This window comes from Bradyrhizobium liaoningense, from assembly GCF_018130785.1.
Lineage (GTDB): Bacteria > Pseudomonadota > Alphaproteobacteria > Rhizobiales > Xanthobacteraceae > Bradyrhizobium > Bradyrhizobium liaoningense_A.
The window spans coordinates 1-16,121 of record NZ_JAFCJT010000023.1 but is presented as its reverse complement, the minus strand read 5'-3'; the positions used below and the strand labels follow the sequence as shown (position 1 = coordinate 16,121).

16 protein-coding genes and 1 pseudogene are annotated in these 16,121 nt (G+C 58.7%); 8 read left to right on the top strand and 9 right to left on the bottom strand.

Annotation, left to right across the window (positions count from 1 at the left end):
- Positions 1-60: 60 nt before the first annotated feature.
- The 6 genes from JQ627_RS31360 to JQ627_RS31335 form a co-directional block, all read right to left on the bottom strand.
- On the bottom strand, positions 61-360 hold the full coding sequence (locus JQ627_RS31360; RefSeq protein WP_212488226.1) for a hypothetical protein: 300 nt from the start codon (positions 358-360) through the stop codon (positions 61-63).
- 28 nt (positions 361-388) lie between these two features.
- On the bottom strand, positions 389-1,462 hold the full coding sequence (locus JQ627_RS31355; protein WP_212488225.1) for an HlyD family secretion protein: 1,074 nt from the start codon (positions 1,460-1,462) through the stop codon (positions 389-391).
- 11 nt (positions 1,463-1,473) lie between these two features.
- The gene (locus JQ627_RS31350; protein ID WP_212488224.1) at positions 1,474-1,686 is read right to left on the bottom strand and encodes a DUF1656 domain-containing protein; all 213 of its coding nucleotides are present in this window, start codon (positions 1,684-1,686) and stop codon (positions 1,474-1,476) included.
- Positions 1,683-3,641 carry an FUSC family protein gene (locus JQ627_RS31345; protein ID WP_212488223.1) on the bottom strand — a complete coding sequence of 653 codons (1,959 nt, stop codon included), beginning with the start codon at positions 3,639-3,641 and terminating at the stop codon, positions 1,683-1,685. The genes JQ627_RS31350 and JQ627_RS31345 overlap by 4 nt, the downstream gene beginning before the upstream one ends.
- A gap of 236 nt (positions 3,642-3,877) precedes the next feature.
- Positions 3,878-4,243, bottom strand: coding sequence for a response regulator transcription factor (locus JQ627_RS31340; RefSeq protein ID WP_212488222.1), 366 nt, complete (start codon positions 4,241-4,243; stop codon positions 3,878-3,880).
- A gap of 24 nt (positions 4,244-4,267) precedes the next feature.
- Positions 4,268-4,894 (bottom strand): response regulator transcription factor, encoded by a 627-nt coding sequence (locus JQ627_RS31335; RefSeq protein WP_212488221.1) that lies wholly within the window; start codon positions 4,892-4,894, stop codon positions 4,268-4,270.
- A gap of 732 nt (positions 4,895-5,626) precedes the next feature.
- Between JQ627_RS31335 and JQ627_RS31330 the strand changes: the two genes are divergently transcribed.
- On the top strand, positions 5,627-7,465 hold the full coding sequence (locus JQ627_RS31330) for a glycoside hydrolase family 15 protein (RefSeq protein ID WP_249143540.1): 1,839 nt from the start codon (positions 5,627-5,629) through the stop codon (positions 7,463-7,465).
- 27 nt (positions 7,466-7,492) lie between these two features.
- On the top strand, positions 7,493-9,091 hold the full coding sequence (locus JQ627_RS31325) for an FAD-dependent monooxygenase (protein WP_212488220.1): 1,599 nt from the start codon (positions 7,493-7,495) through the stop codon (positions 9,089-9,091).
- Positions 9,092-9,667: 576 nt separating this feature from the next.
- On the opposite strand, the gene JQ627_RS31320 is transcribed toward JQ627_RS31325, so the two are convergent.
- Entirely contained in the window at positions 9,668-10,687 is a 1,020-nt protein-coding gene (locus tag JQ627_RS31320; RefSeq protein WP_212488219.1) for a helix-turn-helix domain-containing protein, read from the bottom strand.
- A 284-nt stretch (positions 10,688-10,971) separates the two neighbouring features.
- On the opposite strand from JQ627_RS31320, the gene JQ627_RS31315 reads away from it, so the two are divergent.
- The 4 genes and pseudogenes from JQ627_RS31315 (at position 10,972) to JQ627_RS39245 (ending at position 13,029) form a co-directional block, all read left to right on the top strand.
- On the top strand, positions 10,972-11,505 hold the full coding sequence (locus JQ627_RS31315; RefSeq protein WP_212488218.1) for a PaaI family thioesterase: 534 nt from the start codon (positions 10,972-10,974) through the stop codon (positions 11,503-11,505).
- Between the two features lie 156 nt (positions 11,506-11,661).
- Positions 11,662-12,522 carry an SDR family oxidoreductase gene (locus JQ627_RS31310; RefSeq protein ID WP_212488217.1) on the top strand — a complete coding sequence of 287 codons (861 nt, stop codon included), beginning with the start codon at positions 11,662-11,664 and terminating at the stop codon, positions 12,520-12,522.
- A 140-nt stretch (positions 12,523-12,662) separates the two neighbouring features.
- Positions 12,663-12,833 (top strand): annotated as a pseudogene (locus JQ627_RS39835) (tautomerase family protein); the annotation flags it as partial.
- Between the two features lie 25 nt (positions 12,834-12,858).
- Positions 12,859-13,029 carry a hypothetical protein gene (locus JQ627_RS39245; protein ID WP_249143539.1) on the top strand — a complete coding sequence of 57 codons (171 nt, stop codon included), beginning with the start codon at positions 12,859-12,861 and terminating at the stop codon, positions 13,027-13,029.
- On the opposite strand, the gene JQ627_RS39830 is transcribed toward JQ627_RS39245, so the two are convergent.
- Positions 12,975-13,160, bottom strand: coding sequence for a hypothetical protein (locus JQ627_RS39830; RefSeq protein WP_212488215.1), 186 nt, complete (start codon positions 13,158-13,160; stop codon positions 12,975-12,977). The genes JQ627_RS39245 and JQ627_RS39830 overlap by 55 nt on opposite strands.
- A 298-nt stretch (positions 13,161-13,458) precedes the next feature.
- Here JQ627_RS39830 and JQ627_RS31295 point away from each other — a divergent pair, with 298 nt between their 5' ends.
- Together JQ627_RS31295 and JQ627_RS31290 are read left to right on the top strand one after the other, a co-directional pair.
- Entirely contained in the window at positions 13,459-15,192 is a 1,734-nt protein-coding gene (locus JQ627_RS31295) for a long-chain-fatty-acid--CoA ligase (RefSeq protein ID WP_212488214.1), read from the top strand.
- Positions 15,125-15,451 (top strand): hypothetical protein, encoded by a 327-nt coding sequence (locus JQ627_RS31290; protein WP_212488213.1) that lies wholly within the window; start codon positions 15,125-15,127, stop codon positions 15,449-15,451. The genes JQ627_RS31295 and JQ627_RS31290 overlap by 68 nt, the downstream gene beginning before the upstream one ends.
- Before the next feature lie 94 nt (positions 15,452-15,545).
- Here JQ627_RS31290 and JQ627_RS31285 read toward each other — a convergent pair whose 3' ends face one another.
- Complete coding sequence (locus tag JQ627_RS31285; protein WP_212488295.1) at positions 15,546-16,106, bottom strand: TetR/AcrR family transcriptional regulator; 561 nt, start codon at positions 16,104-16,106, stop codon at positions 15,546-15,548.
- Between the last annotated feature and the right edge of the window lie 15 nt (positions 16,107-16,121).

The following is a 16,121-nucleotide window of genomic DNA, read 5'->3' as shown; positions in this document are numbered from 1 at the left end:
CAAACATTTTCACTGTGGCGCCTTGTTCGGACAGACGGTCCTCCGGCCTCTTTGCCACAGTCAGCACCCACGACAGATGCTGTTGATTTTTCGATCGAGTTCCTTGTTCTCCGTCGTAATCTCCTTATCGATGGCATCAATTTCCCTATCGATTCTCGAATCCCGCGTGTCTGCCCCCGCCGTGCCCTCACGCGCCGGCGCGGCGAGATTACCCTTGATTGGTTGGCGATGCTTGGTCAGCGCACAGGTGACAGGAGCAGTCGGATTCGCCGTCAGCCCGTCAATGACTTGAGTCGGGTAACCGGACAGAGCCGCACTGTTGGCCACCACGGAGAAGAGCGCAACTGTCAGGTATGCCATATGGGTTATCCATCTCGGGTTAGAGTTGCTAGCGGTTGATATTTCCGGCCATTGAGCGGCACGAGATGTGTAGAAACCTGAGGAATGTCGGCTTGCAGCCCGCCAGTGTCTCGACCTGGAGGGTCGCCGTCATTCCCGCCACCAGTCGAATGTCGGCTGGTACCTGGTCCAGCGCTACGCGAACAGGAACGCGCTGCGCAAGGCGAACCCAGGTAAAGATTGGGTCGACCTGCGCGAGGCCAACGGAATCTGGTTGCGCATTGTTGATATTAATGCCGTGCGCGACACTCTCAACATGGCCGCCAATGACCTCGTCATAGCCCATCAACTTGGCTTTGACCGGATCACCTACCTTGATTTGACCAACCTGTGTCTCCTCAAAATAGCCGTCTATCCAAAACGAGCCTGCGTCCACGATCGAGAGGCTTCTTTGCCCCTTGTCGGCATAGTCGCCCACGCGAGTTTGCAGATTCGTGACCCAACCGTTTACAGGGGATCGTATTTCGGTTCGCTGCAAATTGGTAATGGCACGATCGAGGTCCGCTCGATCTTGCTGGAGCGCTGCTTCGGCCATCTTCGCGCTCGTGACGAAGGTACCTTGCTCTTCGCGAGAGACCGCAAGGGTACTTAACTGAAGGCGTCGCGCGGCCAAGATCTTCTTGTTCTCAAGATCAGCGCTCGCCTGATCAACCTTTGCCTGCGCCAGATCGACGGCGATCTTGTAGTCGCGCGGATCAATTTTCATCAGCAAATCGCCAGCACGAACGAACTGATTGTCCTTCACTGGCAGCGAGACAACGCGACCGGAGACTTCGCTCGCCATCGAGACCACGTAGACGCGTACCGTCGCATCGCGGGTCCACGGGGTACCCATAAAGGTCTGCCAGGCGATGTAAGTCGCGCAGCAGGCAACTATCGCGATTCCGATCGTTGTCAGCACGGCGAGCCACCAGATACGCGGCCGCGATGGCAAGACTGCGCTCAGCTCCTGGGAGGTTGCCGGACCATCGGCCACCTCGGTAGCGACTGAAGATGGCTCCGCCTTCTTTGCGCGCGCATCGGGCGGGCCTTCGAACGTCTCGTCGAACACGTCAGTAGACATAGTTTCTCACTTCAGCTGCCATGCCATCTCGTTGCCATCACCAGGAACGACAAGATGATCAGATAGAGCGACACATCGAAGAGCGCGGGATGCCAGATGTGACGCGACAAACCCGTCGCAGCGATGAACCGTCTCAGCAAGATGAGAACCAGAAAAGCGACGGTCATGATCGCCGCCAGAGGCGATATCAAGACGCCATAGACATTAAGTTCTACGAAATTCACGGGAATCCCCTGCCGATCGGCGCCGCCGCATCGATGCGTTGCCGCAGGCCGCGGATGGCTCCCTGTGTGCGCAGTGCGGCTTGGTCCGTTGGGTTGAATACTCGAGTATCGTCGAGGCCTCGCAACATCTGACGAGCCAAGGTGATCTCGCCACGGATTAGGGCAGCGATCGCGTTAGCTATTGACGTGATCTGCCGTGGTGTACCCCAACGTCCGATCTGGCGGATGTAGAAGCCAACCTCGTAGATCATGTGAATGTGCTCGAAGCTTGCCGCGGTCGCCGATGCTGGCAAGGCAAGCAACCGAGCGAAGGTCACTTCTCGCCAGCGGTTCAGAGAATGGGTGTCCGGCGCGTGTGCAGCGAGGATGCGCAGATCGCGCCACATGAGTTCACGCAATCGCTGCGACTGAGTTGCGGCATCGATATTCGGGAGAAGGCGGAAGGCTAGCGCGCCGAATGCGCATCCCGCTAGAATGCCGACCGCGTTATTGATGAAAGTGATCGTGTCGACGCTGAGCTCGTTGCTCAGTGACAGAAGAGGTAGATACATAACAGCTGCGGGTCTAAAGATCCCCCAGGAATCGCTGATCTGCGACATCGCCGCAAAGATTGCCAGGACGGCCCCCGCAAGGATGGTAAGCGCGAGGAACGACTCGTGGTTCGGGAGCACTGCGAATTGTACGATCGCCGCGGCGACGGCAGCCAGGATCGAGCCGAAAAAGAAGCCCGAGGCCACCTGTGGCGGGCGCCCGGACATCCGCAGCGGAATTAGAGCTGCAAATGTGATGGCGGATAGTCCGTTCGGCCACGCTGTCGCGATCCACAGCAGGACGGCGGCGCTGGTTGAGGCTGCTACCCGCAGCGCGTTGATAAAAGCGGGTCTGACCTGTGCAATAGGCTGGCAGACCTGTTGTTGGGGAGCGATCGCCCGCGCGGGATCGGTCAGCAAGACCAGGCCATTTGCTGCATCGCTTAAGCGCAAGGCGACCTCGCCGGCAGCGTCCGCGACAACTCTCACGGAAATGTCGCGTGACGGTAACTGCCGGAGTTCCATAGCGCGCTTAGCCCAATCGTCCCGGAAATCGGCCCAGGTGCGTCCGGCTGGCGTGGGTGCTACGACAATTTGGGCGGCGTTCAACGTTGCGCGCATCTCCCCGGCCGATCCACGCGCCAAGTACGCCTCAAGGGTGCACCATGAGGATACCGCGCCGAACATTGCCGACGTCGCCTGATGCAGGATGGCGGAACGCTGGCGTAGCTCGGAAGATTCACCAATCGCATCGTCCAGAACAGTGTCAAGCGCAGCAATACGCTTGATGACACTTTGCAATGCTTTCGTTGCTGTGCCAGTGGTGGGATTTGCGACCCAGCCGACGAAAGTCTTTTGGATGTCGGCGACGATCTCTGCAAATCCGTCCGTCAACTTGCGGCGCGCGCTGCCGAAGTCGCTCAGTCCTTGAACGAGCGTGGCGCAGAGAACTCCGATGATGATCGCGGCCGAACGAGCGATCGCAACCTCAAATACCTTATCGGGTGAGCCAACGGTATCCGCGGCGATGATCGCCATCGTATATCCGGCCAGCATCGCCGCGTAGGCCCTGAAGTTCTTGAAGAATACTGCAATAAAGCCGCATGCTGAGACCCACACCACCACGCCCGTCAGAAAGCCCAAGCGGCTTTGAGGAAACATGGCAGTTAACACGACCGTTGCAGCGGCTCCGATCACCGTGCCTATGACCCGATAGAGTGCCTTATTCAGCGAAGACCCAAGAGCGGGAAGGATGGTATGACCTGCGGATACGCCAGCCCAGGACGGATCGTCGATCTGCAGCTCGAAAGCGATGTACAGCGCCAGGAACACCGAGGCCGTCATGGTCAGCCCATGAACGAGCCCGGGCTTGATGCGCTTCCAAGCACGCGATGCGAACGCGGGGAAGTCGTAGCGGTTGGACATCGTCATTTTCGATCTTGGAAATATGACGCATCATCCAAATCCGGTTGCCAACCTGCTATTCCACCTTCGGAGGAAATCTATCATCTCAACGTATAAGATGCTGCTGTCAGGTACCTGAAGGCAGCAGCCGCCAGCTTGGACCAATTAGTTTTGGAGTGAAGGTTCGGCGGACTCTCATCCAGCTCGAGGCGGCTGCGGCGTGGGTATCGATTGGCCCTGCAGGTATCGCTTACGGGTCAGAAATTTGGCGTATTTTCGAGACAGCAGATCAGAACATCCGTTGCGAATGGCTTTCTGAGAAAGCCGACAGCGCCGCTGGCTATGGCTTTAGCTTCCAGGTCCGGGTCCGCGCGCGCGGTGATCATGATAAGTGGCATCGCCGAGCCACGAGCCGCAAGCAACCGTTTTAGGTCGAGCCCGCTCATGCCGGGCATCTGAATATCAGTGATGACGCAGTCGCACGATCCTAGCCCCTCGGCAAGAAACTCTTCCGCAGACGGGAAGCCATGGGCGCGGTATCCCAGCGAATCAAGCGACTCAAGGAGCGCCGTTCGGAACGAGTCGTCATCATCGATGACTGCGATTGAGAGCTCTCTTGACACTCACCTCATCCTTCTTCCGGATTGTTATGATTGCCCCTTGGATTTGAGCACTTCGGCCATCCGAACGAGGTCAGCCAGGCTGTGCGCGGCCATCTTGCGCATTGCAACGCCCCTATGAATTTTTACGGTAATCTCCCGGATCCCGAGATCTCCAGCTATCTGCTTGTTCATCTTACCCTCCGCCACCAGCAGCATCACCTCCTGCTCGCGAGGGGTAAGCGTTCCGAACCTTTGCTGTATCTGCGAGGCCTTATCCTGGACGGGACGTCGCTGTCGATCACGCTCGATGGCGCCGAGGACGGCATCTATCATGTCCTGGTCCTGGAAGGGTTTTGGTAGAAAATCCACTGCGCCGTGCTTCATTGCACGAACCGTCATGGGAATGGTGCCGTGTCCCGTCATTATTATGACCGGCAGCAACACACCCAGATCGATTAGCCGAGCATGAAAATCCAGCCCATTCATGTCGGGCAAGCGAATATCCAGGACAATGCATCCTGGCCTGTCTGTGAGTGTCGAGGCAAGGAAGTCGCGTGCCGTCGCGTACGTTCGGGTCTCTAGCTTTAATGACTCAAGCAAACTCTCGAGCGCGTCGCGCATTGACGCGTCATCGTCAACCACATGCACTAACGGCCTCTCGTTGGGTGCCATCACCGTACCATACCAGTTCCAGGCTCTACACGATATCGTTGACCGTAAGCCCCTCTTCGGGTGCCGCGATCCATTGTCCGAGCGTGAACACCGGATGCTTCGGATGTGCGGTCAGCGTTTCTCATGGCGGCATGACCTGTCTTGTTGCATCTTCATCTTGGTGCCGCCTCCTCGGAATTGCTACCCCGCTTTGGGTGCCCAATAACTAAACGAAGGAATAATACCCGGTTCTAGGAATGGGTCGCGTTGGATGATCTCCACGGTAGCGGCCGCGCTGACCCGGCGTTGGAACCCAGGCACAGATTGTGGAGGTCACCAAAGTCAGGGAGACGAAATGCCGAACGCTATCGAAGGTTGGGGCATTTGCTCTTGGATGCTGAGGTGGCCGATCTCTAAGCATTCGTCCTCACAGCCGAAACGCAAGCGCGAGTCTTCTCATACCAATGTATGTTGCCGACAAAACATACATTGAATGGTGAGGCTGGTCACCTAGTTGCATTATCCTCACGACAGGCCGATGCGGTCAAGCTTTAGACGGTATGAGGCAAGTCATTATTGAATCTTGTCTCTTCGAGCGGGGGGCGACGTCTCGTCTTTTCGCGACAGTGGAACGGCATGGTGATCGCCATCTCAAAAGCCAGGACGACTAAGGCATCGAACAAATTCATGGATGACCTTAGTTCGTTGAACGAGGGTAGGCGCTGATTCCACAAACCGGCCCATGGTGAGAAGATGGATGCCTCCAGTCGATTCCAGAAAGGATTTGATGGTCCTTTGCGGATTGAAGACTACGGACTTATCGGTGACTGCACGACGGCGGCTCTGATTGGCAGAAATGGCTCCATTGATTGGCTGTGCTGGCCTCGTTTCGATAGCGCAGCGTGCTTCGCCGCGTTGTTGGGAAACCGAACTCACGGTCGATGGTCGATCGCGCCTTCTGACCCTTCGTACAAGACCTCGCGGTCCTATCGTGGCGACACCATGATACTGGAGACGATTCTTACGGTTCGGAACGGGTCCTTTGCTGTCATCGATTTCATGCCGATGAATCAGTCCGCTTCTTCGATCATCCGCATTGTCGAGGGACGATCGGGGCATTCGCGGGTTCGCATGGAGCTCACGTTTCGCTTCGACTACGGCTCGGCTGTCCCTTGGGTCTCCCAGCTACCCGACAAGGGAGGAATCGTCGCCATTGCTGGCCCAAACCTTGTTGCGCTGCGAACACCTGTCAATTTGAAAGGAGAAGACCTTTCGACCACCGCCGACTTCACGATTTCCAGCGGCGATAGGATACCATTCGTCCTTACCTACAGTCCATCGCATCGGCCTCCGCCCGCCGCCATGGATGCTGATCTTGCGTTCAACGAGACCGAAGTTTTCTGGCAGAAGTGGTCCGCACGTTGCACTTATTACGGACATCGCCGCGAAGCGGTAATGCGCTCTCTGCTGACGCTGAAGGCGCTAACTTTTGTTGAGACGGGCGGAATTGTCGCCGCGCCAACGACCTCATTGCCCGAGCAAGTCGGCGCCTCGCGCAACTGGGACTATCGCTATTGTTGGGTACGCGATGCAACGCTCTCACTGATCGCCCTGATGGGCGCAGGTTACTACGAGGAAGCCGTAGCTTGGCGCCACTGGTTTCAGCGTGCAGTGGCGGGCAGTCCTCATGATTTTCAAATCATGTACGGTTTAAGCGGCGAACGTCGGCTGAATGAGTGGGAGGTCGCTTGGCTTCCGGGCTATCGAGGATCGTCTCCCGTCCGGGTCGGCAACGCGGCATCGGACCAGCTGCAACTTGATGTCTGGGGGGAAATAGCGGATGCGCTGCATGTAGCTCGGAAAAGCGGCCTAGCTCCATTCGTCGCGGGGCGATCGTTGCAAAGCGTCGCACTAGACCACCTGGAAAGAATTTGGAAAGAGCCTGACGACGGTATTTGGGAAGTGCGGGGTGGAAGGCGACATTTTACTCACTCGAAGGTCATGGCCTGGGTCGCGTTTGATCGTGGCATTAAGGACGCGGAGAAATACGGTTATGAGGCGCCGATTGATCGGTGGCGCGCAATCCGCGATGAGATTCATCGCACCGTATGTGCGAGGGGGTATAATACTGGGCGACGGACCTTCACGCAAAGCTTCGATAATTATGAATTGGATGCCAGCCTGCTTCTGATGCCGGCGGTAGGATTTTTGCCAATTAATGATCCTCGCGTTGCTCGAACAGTGGCCGCGATTGAACGTGAGCTGGTTTCGGATGGGTTGGTGTTGCGCTACAGAACCGAGAATGGCGTGGATGGGCTCCCGGCTGGAGAGGGAGCTTTTCTAGCATGCAGTTTCTGGCTTGCCGACGTGTACCAAATGCAAGGTCGGATCGCAAAAGCAAACGCGCTGCTTGACCGTTTACTCGCTCTGCGTAACGACCTCGGCCTTTTCAGCGAAGAATATGACACCAGAGCCGGGTTGCAGGTTGGCAACTTCCCCCAGGCATTTTCTCATCTCGCGATGGTTCGTACGGCTCTGAGCCTGCATCGCGACGAGCCTTTGCGGAATGCGTTTGAAAGAGATCGAGTATGATCGGACCTCACGAGAACGAATACTAGGATGGCGAACTCAACTCAAATGGAGGCTCCCGTCGTCATCGTCGGCGGAGGGCCGGTCGGCATCGGGCTTGCAATCGATCTTGGCTTGCGGGGCGTCCGCTCCATCGTGGTGGAGCGCCACACCGAATTGCTGCCGATCCCGAAGGGACAGAACCTGACGCAGCGCACCCTGGAGCACTTCTATTTCTGGGGGGCGGATGACGAATTGCGCGCCGCACGCACCATCCCGCGGGATTACGGCATCGGCGGCATGACGAGCTACGGCACATTGCTCAGCGGTTACGCCTACGATTGGCTGCAGCGCGAGTTGGTTCGTCCCTTCTATTTCACCGACAACGAGCGGCTGCCGCAATACGCGACCGAAGCCGTGCTACGTCGGAGAGCGGCACAAATCTCTGCGATCGAAACTCTCTACGGTTGGACCTGCGAGGAGATACGCCAAGACGAGGACGGCGTAAGCGTCGATGCCGTTCACCGCAACGGAGAACGGCGAATCCTGCGCGCCGCCTATGTCGTGGGATGCGATGGTAGCCGTTCGACCGTGCGCGAACACGCAGGCATCAGCCAGACCCGATCGGATCATGACCGCTTGATGGTGCTTCTCGTGTTCCGTTCCACCGGCCTCCATCGTCTGCTGGAGGGCTATCCCGGCAAATCATTCTACAGCGTGCTGCATCCGGAGCTGGACGGCTACTGGATGTTCTTCGGACGTGTCGATCTTGGCACGACGTGGTTCTTCCATGCCCCTGTGCCCGCGACCACGACGCGTGACAACTTTGATTTTCGCCGGCTTCTGTGCGAAGCGGCGGGCGCCGAGTTCGACGTCGCGTTCGACCATATCGGCTTCTGGGATCTTCGCTTCGCGCTCGCCGACGACTATCGCGCGAAGCGCGTCTTCATTGCTGGCGACGCCGCGCATAGTCATCCGCCCTATGGTGGCTACGGCGTCAATAGCGGCCTGGAAGATGCGGTCAATCTATCCTGGAAGCTTGCGGCAACGCTGCAAGGCTGGGGTGGTCCCGGTCTGCTCGACAGTTATGGCGCGGAACGGCGGCCAGTGTTCGCCTCCACGGCGCACGATTTCATCGAGAAGTCGATCCTCAGAGACCGCGACTTCCTCCGGAAGCACGATCCGGGGCGCGACCGCGCCGACTTCGAGGCGACATGGCGCGAGCGGCAGACCGGTGCGCGAGCTGAGGTGAACGCTTTTGAGCCGCACTATGCGGGCTCACCCATCGTGTCGGGCCCCGCCGGGGCCACGAGCAGCGCGATCGGATCGCACATCTATGCGGCGCGCGCCGGGCATCATCTGACTCCACAGCCTTTATCTTCGGGCATGAACGTCTTCGAAGAACTGGGCGACGGCTTCACGCTGATCGATCTCGGGACGGACGACGTAGCATCGGATTTCGAAGCGGCCGCTTCCGACCTCCGAATTCCTCTCAAGCTGATCAGGGATTCCGCGAGCGATGGGCGGTGGAAATATCTATCGCGCCTGATCCTGGTGCGGCCGGACCAGTTTGTCGCCTGGGCCGGCAACGAAGCCAAATCTGCTGCAGAATTGCTGCGACGTGCTGTCGGTCAATACCACATTTCATAGTGAAAAGATCTATCCTGCAAAGGCGTGACTGCCCGGCATGAGACCGGGCATGACAGCGTACACGGACAGGGCAAACCCAGAATGACGTCGCGAGCCATGTTACATCTGGTGGCCACCGTGCGGGATGCAGCGGTTCGGCGATCAGCCATAAGGCTTCAGGGCTGCCAGCGTGCGCTGGTATTCGCACAGTCACCAGCTGGATTCGACCCCGAGGTGGAGAAGGTTCGATCCCAGCTCCTCTGCCTCCGCCAGCGTCTATCGAAATGTAAGGTAGATCTCTATTCTCGACGGTCGACTCCTGCTTCTGGGCGCGACAGGGTTGGAAAGCGAGATCCTTTCTGAATTCAGTCGAGAGCCGAGCTCAACTGCGCTTGCCTTTGTTTCTGCACCCTTCACACCAACGAGATACCGCGCAAAAACCCATTGGGACAGGTCGACTACGTGTGCGTCGTGGATCTGGATATTGGGGCGAGTAAATCGGACATCTGCACGATAGCAGTGGTGACCATTTCGGAGAGCGCCATCAGAACTCGAGCCTGCAACCGCGGGTCGGTGTTGAGCAGCTATATGCTGAGTTTACGGGTCGTCCGGGGACTGAGGCTGGCCCCGAAGCGAATGCGGCGTGCATCCAGCGCGGACCCGTGCGCTGTCATCACCGGTGGCGCCTGCTCCGACGGCGCCCGGCGCGGTGCCGAAACGCCGGCGGAAGCCGCGCGCAAAATGCGTGTAGTCGCGAAAGCCGCAGGCGTAGGCAATATCGCTGAGAGGCTGACCTGTCATCATCAACGCGCGGCGTTCGATCAGACGCGCCGCATGATCCAGACGGGCCGAACATATGTGGTGACCGCATGTCGACCCACGGGCCGTGAACAGCTTCTGCAAATAGCGCAGCGAAATTCCCGCCTCGACAGCCACCTCGCGCGGCGAGATGTCCGGATCGGCAAAGCGGTCCTTTATGATGCTGCAGACGCGCATGAACAGCTTGTCGTTGTGGCGCGAGCCAAGCGGGGCGGGAGGTGCAAACAGTGCGCCGAGGAGATCGTAGACCACCAGATGCATGAATTTATCAGCTGACGCGAACGCCGGTTCTGCATCGCTGATCGGGTCAAGAGCGAGTTGACAGAGCAGACGTGACGCCTGCGCCTGCCGAGGACCGCACACGCCACCTTGCGGTTCGAAGCCGAGATGCGACGCCAGCTTCTGGCGCGGCACTTGCACACCAAGCCATTGCGCGTTGTCTTGGGCCCGCGAGATGAATGTCACGGGTTTTGTGGAATCGAGCAGGACGACATCGCCAGCAGTGAGATTTACGACTCGGTCGTTGTGAAGGATGATCGATTCGCCGAAATCCTGAACTGTGACAAAATAGTACTCCATGCTATCACGGCGAATGTCCTGTTCCGACCGCTCAAGGCGGGTAGCGTTGCAGGTGAGATCCACTGCAGCGAATCCGTGGACGCGCCGCGTGCGCACCTTGCTGGCGAAGATGTTGGTTTCGTGAGCAGGAGTAAACCATCCCCAATCCTCACGCATTGCAGCTCGGAAACCGTCATAGTCCAATTCTGGAGCGCTGAGAAAATCGTCGTTCGGGCGCATCATCACCTCCACGGGTCTTGGCAAGCCTAATCGCACGGTTTGTAATGGCCTGCGCCGAAACCACGGGCAGACGTTGATCAAGCTAGCGGGGCCCGGGACGGGTCCCACTCAACTCTGCGTCACGCCAAATCACGCCCCCGAGATCGTGTCAGCATGGCCGCGAGGCGCGCCAGGCAGTGCGCGTTAGTACGGACGATTGGGCGCGATCGCCTCACGACACCTGAGGTCCAGCCGCCTAGATTCCGATCCTCGTAGTCACGCTTTGACGAGAATCGGAGACGACAATGATTACAGAAGTTCAGAATACAACGACGCTAACGGGAAACCGGGCTCTTGTGACCGAGCAGACAACGCAAAACGAGTCCGATCCTGCCTTGGGAGTGGGGCGGCCTGGAATTCCGGTTCCGCTTCATTGTTTGCCTGTGACGGATGCCACAGTTCTTGAGTTGTACGAATATGTCTTCGCGCCTTGGGTGAAAATGCTCGGCCTTCGTGAGTTCAAGGTCTGCCCGGGCATCGTGTCCGCGATGCTTCCACAAAATGATGCGCTCAAATTGTCAAGCTGTGCCGTATGTGGCCAGGCAATTATGGCGGCCATTGACTCGGTTGCATCACTGTCTGTGGGCACGACGGGGCGCATCACCAAAGGCACCGTGTATCAGCACACTCACTTCCTGCGTCCAGCCGTCAACGATGACTATCATGTGAGAGCAGAAGTATTGCGCTTTGGCAACGCGTCGGCCTTCACGGAAACCCGCGTTTCGTTTGCGTCTACGGGAAAGTTGGTTGCACACGCCAGCCTGGAATTCGCCTTTTGATTCGCATCCAAGGCTCATCACCCCAACCCGCCGCTTCCGACGTCTGTTCAAGCTCGTTCTCGGACATCCCGGTCGCGATACCCCGCCAGTTCTTGACCAGCCATACCGGCTGATCATCTCGCATTGACCCGCAACCCTCATCACCGGAGGCAAGCCATGACCAGGACTATTCTCATCACCGGCACATCGAGCGGCTTCGGCCGCGAAACCGCGGAAAGGCTGGCGCGCGACGGCTATCGCGTGTTCGCCGCGATGCGCGACATCACCAGCCGCAATCGCAGCCACGCCGACGCGCTGCGAAGCCAGAAAATAGGCGTCGTGGAACTCGACGTTACCGATGACGCCTCGGTCGATCGCGCCATTGCTTCCATCCTCGCCGAGGCCGGCAAGATCAACGTGCTGGTCAACAACGCCGGCATTGCGTCGGTCGGCGTGACCGAAGCCTTCACGGCGGATCAGGCGAAGGCGATCTTCGACACCAACGTCATCGGGCTCCTCCGCGTTACGCGGGCAGTGCTGCCTTCGATGCGTCGGGAGCGCGAAGGCCTCATTATCAACATGGGCTCGGTCCTCGGCCGGGTGACGTTCCCCTTCGTCGGCATCTACGGCGCGAGCAAGATGGCGATCGAAGCTTTGACCGACAGCATTCGGCTGGAGGTCTCCCAACTCGGCGTCGACGTGGTGGAAGTTCAGCCTGGCGCTTACCCGACAAGCCTGTACTCGAGCATCCAGAGGCCTGCCGACGGCGACATCACGAAGTCCTACGGCGAGGTCGGCCAGATTCCCGACGCCATTTACAAGACCTTCACGTCAATGCTGCAGGGAAAGGACGCTCCGAAGTCTCACGACATTGCGGAGGCCGTCGCCAAGCTCGTCGGCCAGGCGAAGGGCAGTCGCGCCGCTCGGACGGTGGTGGGCACGTCGTTCGGCGCTGACAAGATCAATGCCGACATCGCGCCTATCCAGAAGGCCGTCGTCGACGGTCTGGGCCTCGGGCATCTCGAAGAACTCGCGTGATGGAGCGTCCCGGGTCGGCGCCTGCCGTCGACCCGTCCTCACGCGGCAGCACGCTGGCGGGCGCGCCGGCCAGGAATAGGCCTTCGAAAGAATGAAGAAGCTAGGACGAATATCGCCAAAGCTTAACAAGGAGAACTCAAATGCCTCTGTGGCACATTTACTGTCCGGAAAATGCGTACTCAGCCGCGGACAAGCGCGCGCTTGCGACGCGTATCACGGACCTCTACGCGGATGTCGGCGTGCCCCGGTTCTATGCAAGCGTTGTCTTTAACGAATTGCCAAGGACCACGTTCTTTATCGGCGGAAAGGCAACGAACGATTTTGTCAGGATTTGGATTGATCAGATTGCTCGCGCAACTGCTCCCGAGCGGCGAGCGTGGTGGCTGGAGCGCGTCAACTGGTCCGGCGCAGAGGCTGCCCGATACCACGATCGGCTCCCTTACCCCCGCGCTCTACGCTGAGGCCAGGAAGAAAAACTGGACCATCATCAGCATGAAGAACGACTGAAAGAACGTCTTTTCGTTCCAATAGCTGATGACCGAGTTCGCGGCGCGACGTGGCAGTGAGCGGTGCGCGCCAGTACGGGTGAAAGGGCGCCGACGGCTCACGACATCCAGCTTCCAGAGCCTTAGCTTCATTCACAGCATCGAATCTAAATCGTGTTGGGAAGACAAATGCCCCTGTCAGTCATATGGCTCGTCACGTCCTTTGCGATCAGGCTGCTATTCGTTCACTTCAAGCTTGTCATCCTTCTCAGGTCTCGCGCGAAGGCGCGTTCTCGGGGACCGGGCGCCCAAGGGCGAGAGGGCGGGCGAGACGTCGTCCTGGCTGATGAAGTCCTCCCGCCAAATGGATGCCCGTGCGGACCATCTCCTGCCCGCACGAACAGTCGCTTGCGGCTGAAGTGAAAGCGTTGAAACCGAGGGAATATTCGCCATGCTCGGCTTAATGATGCAAACTCCGTTGCTCCTGTCGTCCATTCTCATGCACGCGGCACGCTCCTTTCCCGATGTCGAGATCGTGTCCCGAACTCCCGACAAGCCCGATCACATCACGAGCTACAGCGGCCTTCTCAAGCGCAGCTCCCGGCTCGCAAATGCATTGGACTCGATCGGCATTAAGCCAGGCGATCGCGTGGCGACCTTAGCCTGGAATAGCTATCGGCATCTGGAGCTATACTTCGGCATTTCCGGAATGGGAGCCGTTTGCCACACGATCAATCCAAGGCTGTTCGTGGAGCAGATCATATACATCATCAACCATGCCGAAGATGTGGTTGTATTCTTCGATCTGGCTTTTATCGATCTCGTACACTCCTTAATGCCGCAATGTCCGACTGTTGAAGCGTGGATTTATCTGGGCGAGGCTGGCGACGCGAAGATCGTGGGAGCCAAAGGCTTCCCATCCTATGAAGGATTTCTCTCCGGGTGCTCGGAAGCTTATGCATGGCCGGAGTTCGACGAGAACACGGCATGCGGACTTTGCTATACGTCGGGAACGACAGGAAACCCAAAGGGTGTGCTGTATAGCCATCGCAGCGCCGTGCTGCATTCCTGCGCCGCAGCGCTCCCAGACGCTTGTCGCATTTCTCTGGAAGACACGGTCGCGCTTGTCTCGCCGATGTTCCACGCTATGTCTTGGGGAATGCCGTATTGTGCAACGGCGACGGGTTCGAAGCTGGTGATGGCCGGACAAAACGTCGACGGTGAGAGCCTGCACAGGTTGTTCGAGGACCACGGGGTGACTTTCGCCGGCGGCGTGCCGACGGTCTGGCTGGGCTATGTTCGATACCTGCAAAGCGCCGGCGTGAAGCCGACGACGCTCAATCGTGCGCTGATCGGTGGCACGGCATGTCCGGCCTCCCTGATTGAAACGCTGCAGGACGAATACGGAGTAGAAGTTCTGCATGGTTGGGGTATGACGGAAACCAGCCCGCTAGCGACGATCTCGAAGCCACTGCGCAAGCACATGACCTCGTCGAGAGCTGAACGGCGGTCTCGCCAGCTCAAACAAGGACGTGCGCCTTTCGGGGTCGAAATCGGCATTCGCGATGGCAACAACAGAAAGCTCCCCCACGATGGCAAGGCAGTTGGCGACCTCGTGGTTCGGGGGCCCTGGATTGCCCGCGCCTATTACAAGATGCCGGAAAGCGAGCGTGCCGATGGCTGGTTTTTCACGGGTGATGTCGTCACGATCGACAGCGACGGTTATATGCAGGTTACGGATCGCTCGAAGGACGTCATCAAGTCCGGAGGCGAATGGATATCGTCTATCGAGCTCGAAAACCTGGCGATGGCCCACCCCGAAATCGTCGAAGCGGCGGTGATTGGTGTTGCGCATTCAAAATGGGACGAACGCCCGCTCGTGCTTGCGGTCCGACGCCAGGGATCGAGGCTCAAGGCGCAAGATCTCCTGACCTTCTACGAGGGCAAGATCGCGAAGTGGTGGATGCCGGACGATGTTCTGTTCGTCGACGAGCTTCCGCACGGGGCGACCGGAAAAGTCCTGAAGACCAAATTGCGAGAGCTTTACGGAAACCGCGATTCCAGCGCGATCAGCCAGGCGGGCGACCCGCCCGCCGCCGAAGCCAACGGAGGTTCCTATGTCAGTCCGCAACTCGCTTCTCGCAGCCGCCGTCAGCTTCGCCTCACTCGGGGCCGCACACGCTAACGGCCTGCGGCCGATCGAGGGCCTGAGCATCAATCTCGGCGATGTATCCGGCGTCGCCTACTACACGGTCGAGCCCGATGGATTCCGCGTCGTCACGACTCTTGCACTGCGCGGAGCGGGAACGCCGATCCGCTTTGTGACAGTACTGGCGCCCGGTCAGCGCGTCGTGGTCTCAACACCATACCAGGCCCCCGCGCTCGAAATCAGCCGAAAGGGCGATGAACTGCTCGTCCGCAAGGCGAGCACGTTCTCCAATTGACGGTCAATTGGCACGCAAGCGCCGACGCGAAGGAGCTAAAGATGTCCACGTTTCATCTCCACCACCTATTTGGACGGCCACGCAGGATCGGCTCTCAAGCCGGGATCAAGCCGGATCCGCGATAGCTTTCAATCAGCGCATCGTACAATTTCAGGTCTGCGCGGCTCCGCGCCATCAGTTGGGCGCCGGCAACGGCCGCGTAGATCGCGCGCGCCCTTGCCTCACGCTTGCTGGCGGGAACTGAAGCCGCAGCGAGCATCCTGGTCAGCCACGCCACGTTGACATCGGCGAAGGCCTGCACCTCGGTTTTCACGGCGTCCGGCAGATCATCATATTCGGCCGCCATGAAGCTGCAGAGGCACATGCGATTGTCCTGCTCGAGCGATCGACGAAAAAGTCCCGGATAGGCCCGGAGCGCCTTTCTTGGATCTCCGTTCGCTTTTGAAAGAGCTTCGAGGTTCGCCGCCGTATCCTCCCAGTAGCGTCTCGCCACCGCCGCACCCAGCTCGGCCTTGCCGGGGAAGTGGTGATAGATGCTCGCTGCCTTGATGCCGACTTCGGCTCCGATGTCGCGGAAGTTCAGCCCGCCATACCCGTGGGCCTGAGCCGTCCTGCGCGCCGCGGCCAGGATCGCTTCCTTCGCATTTTCGCTCATCGTGATCACCTTAAC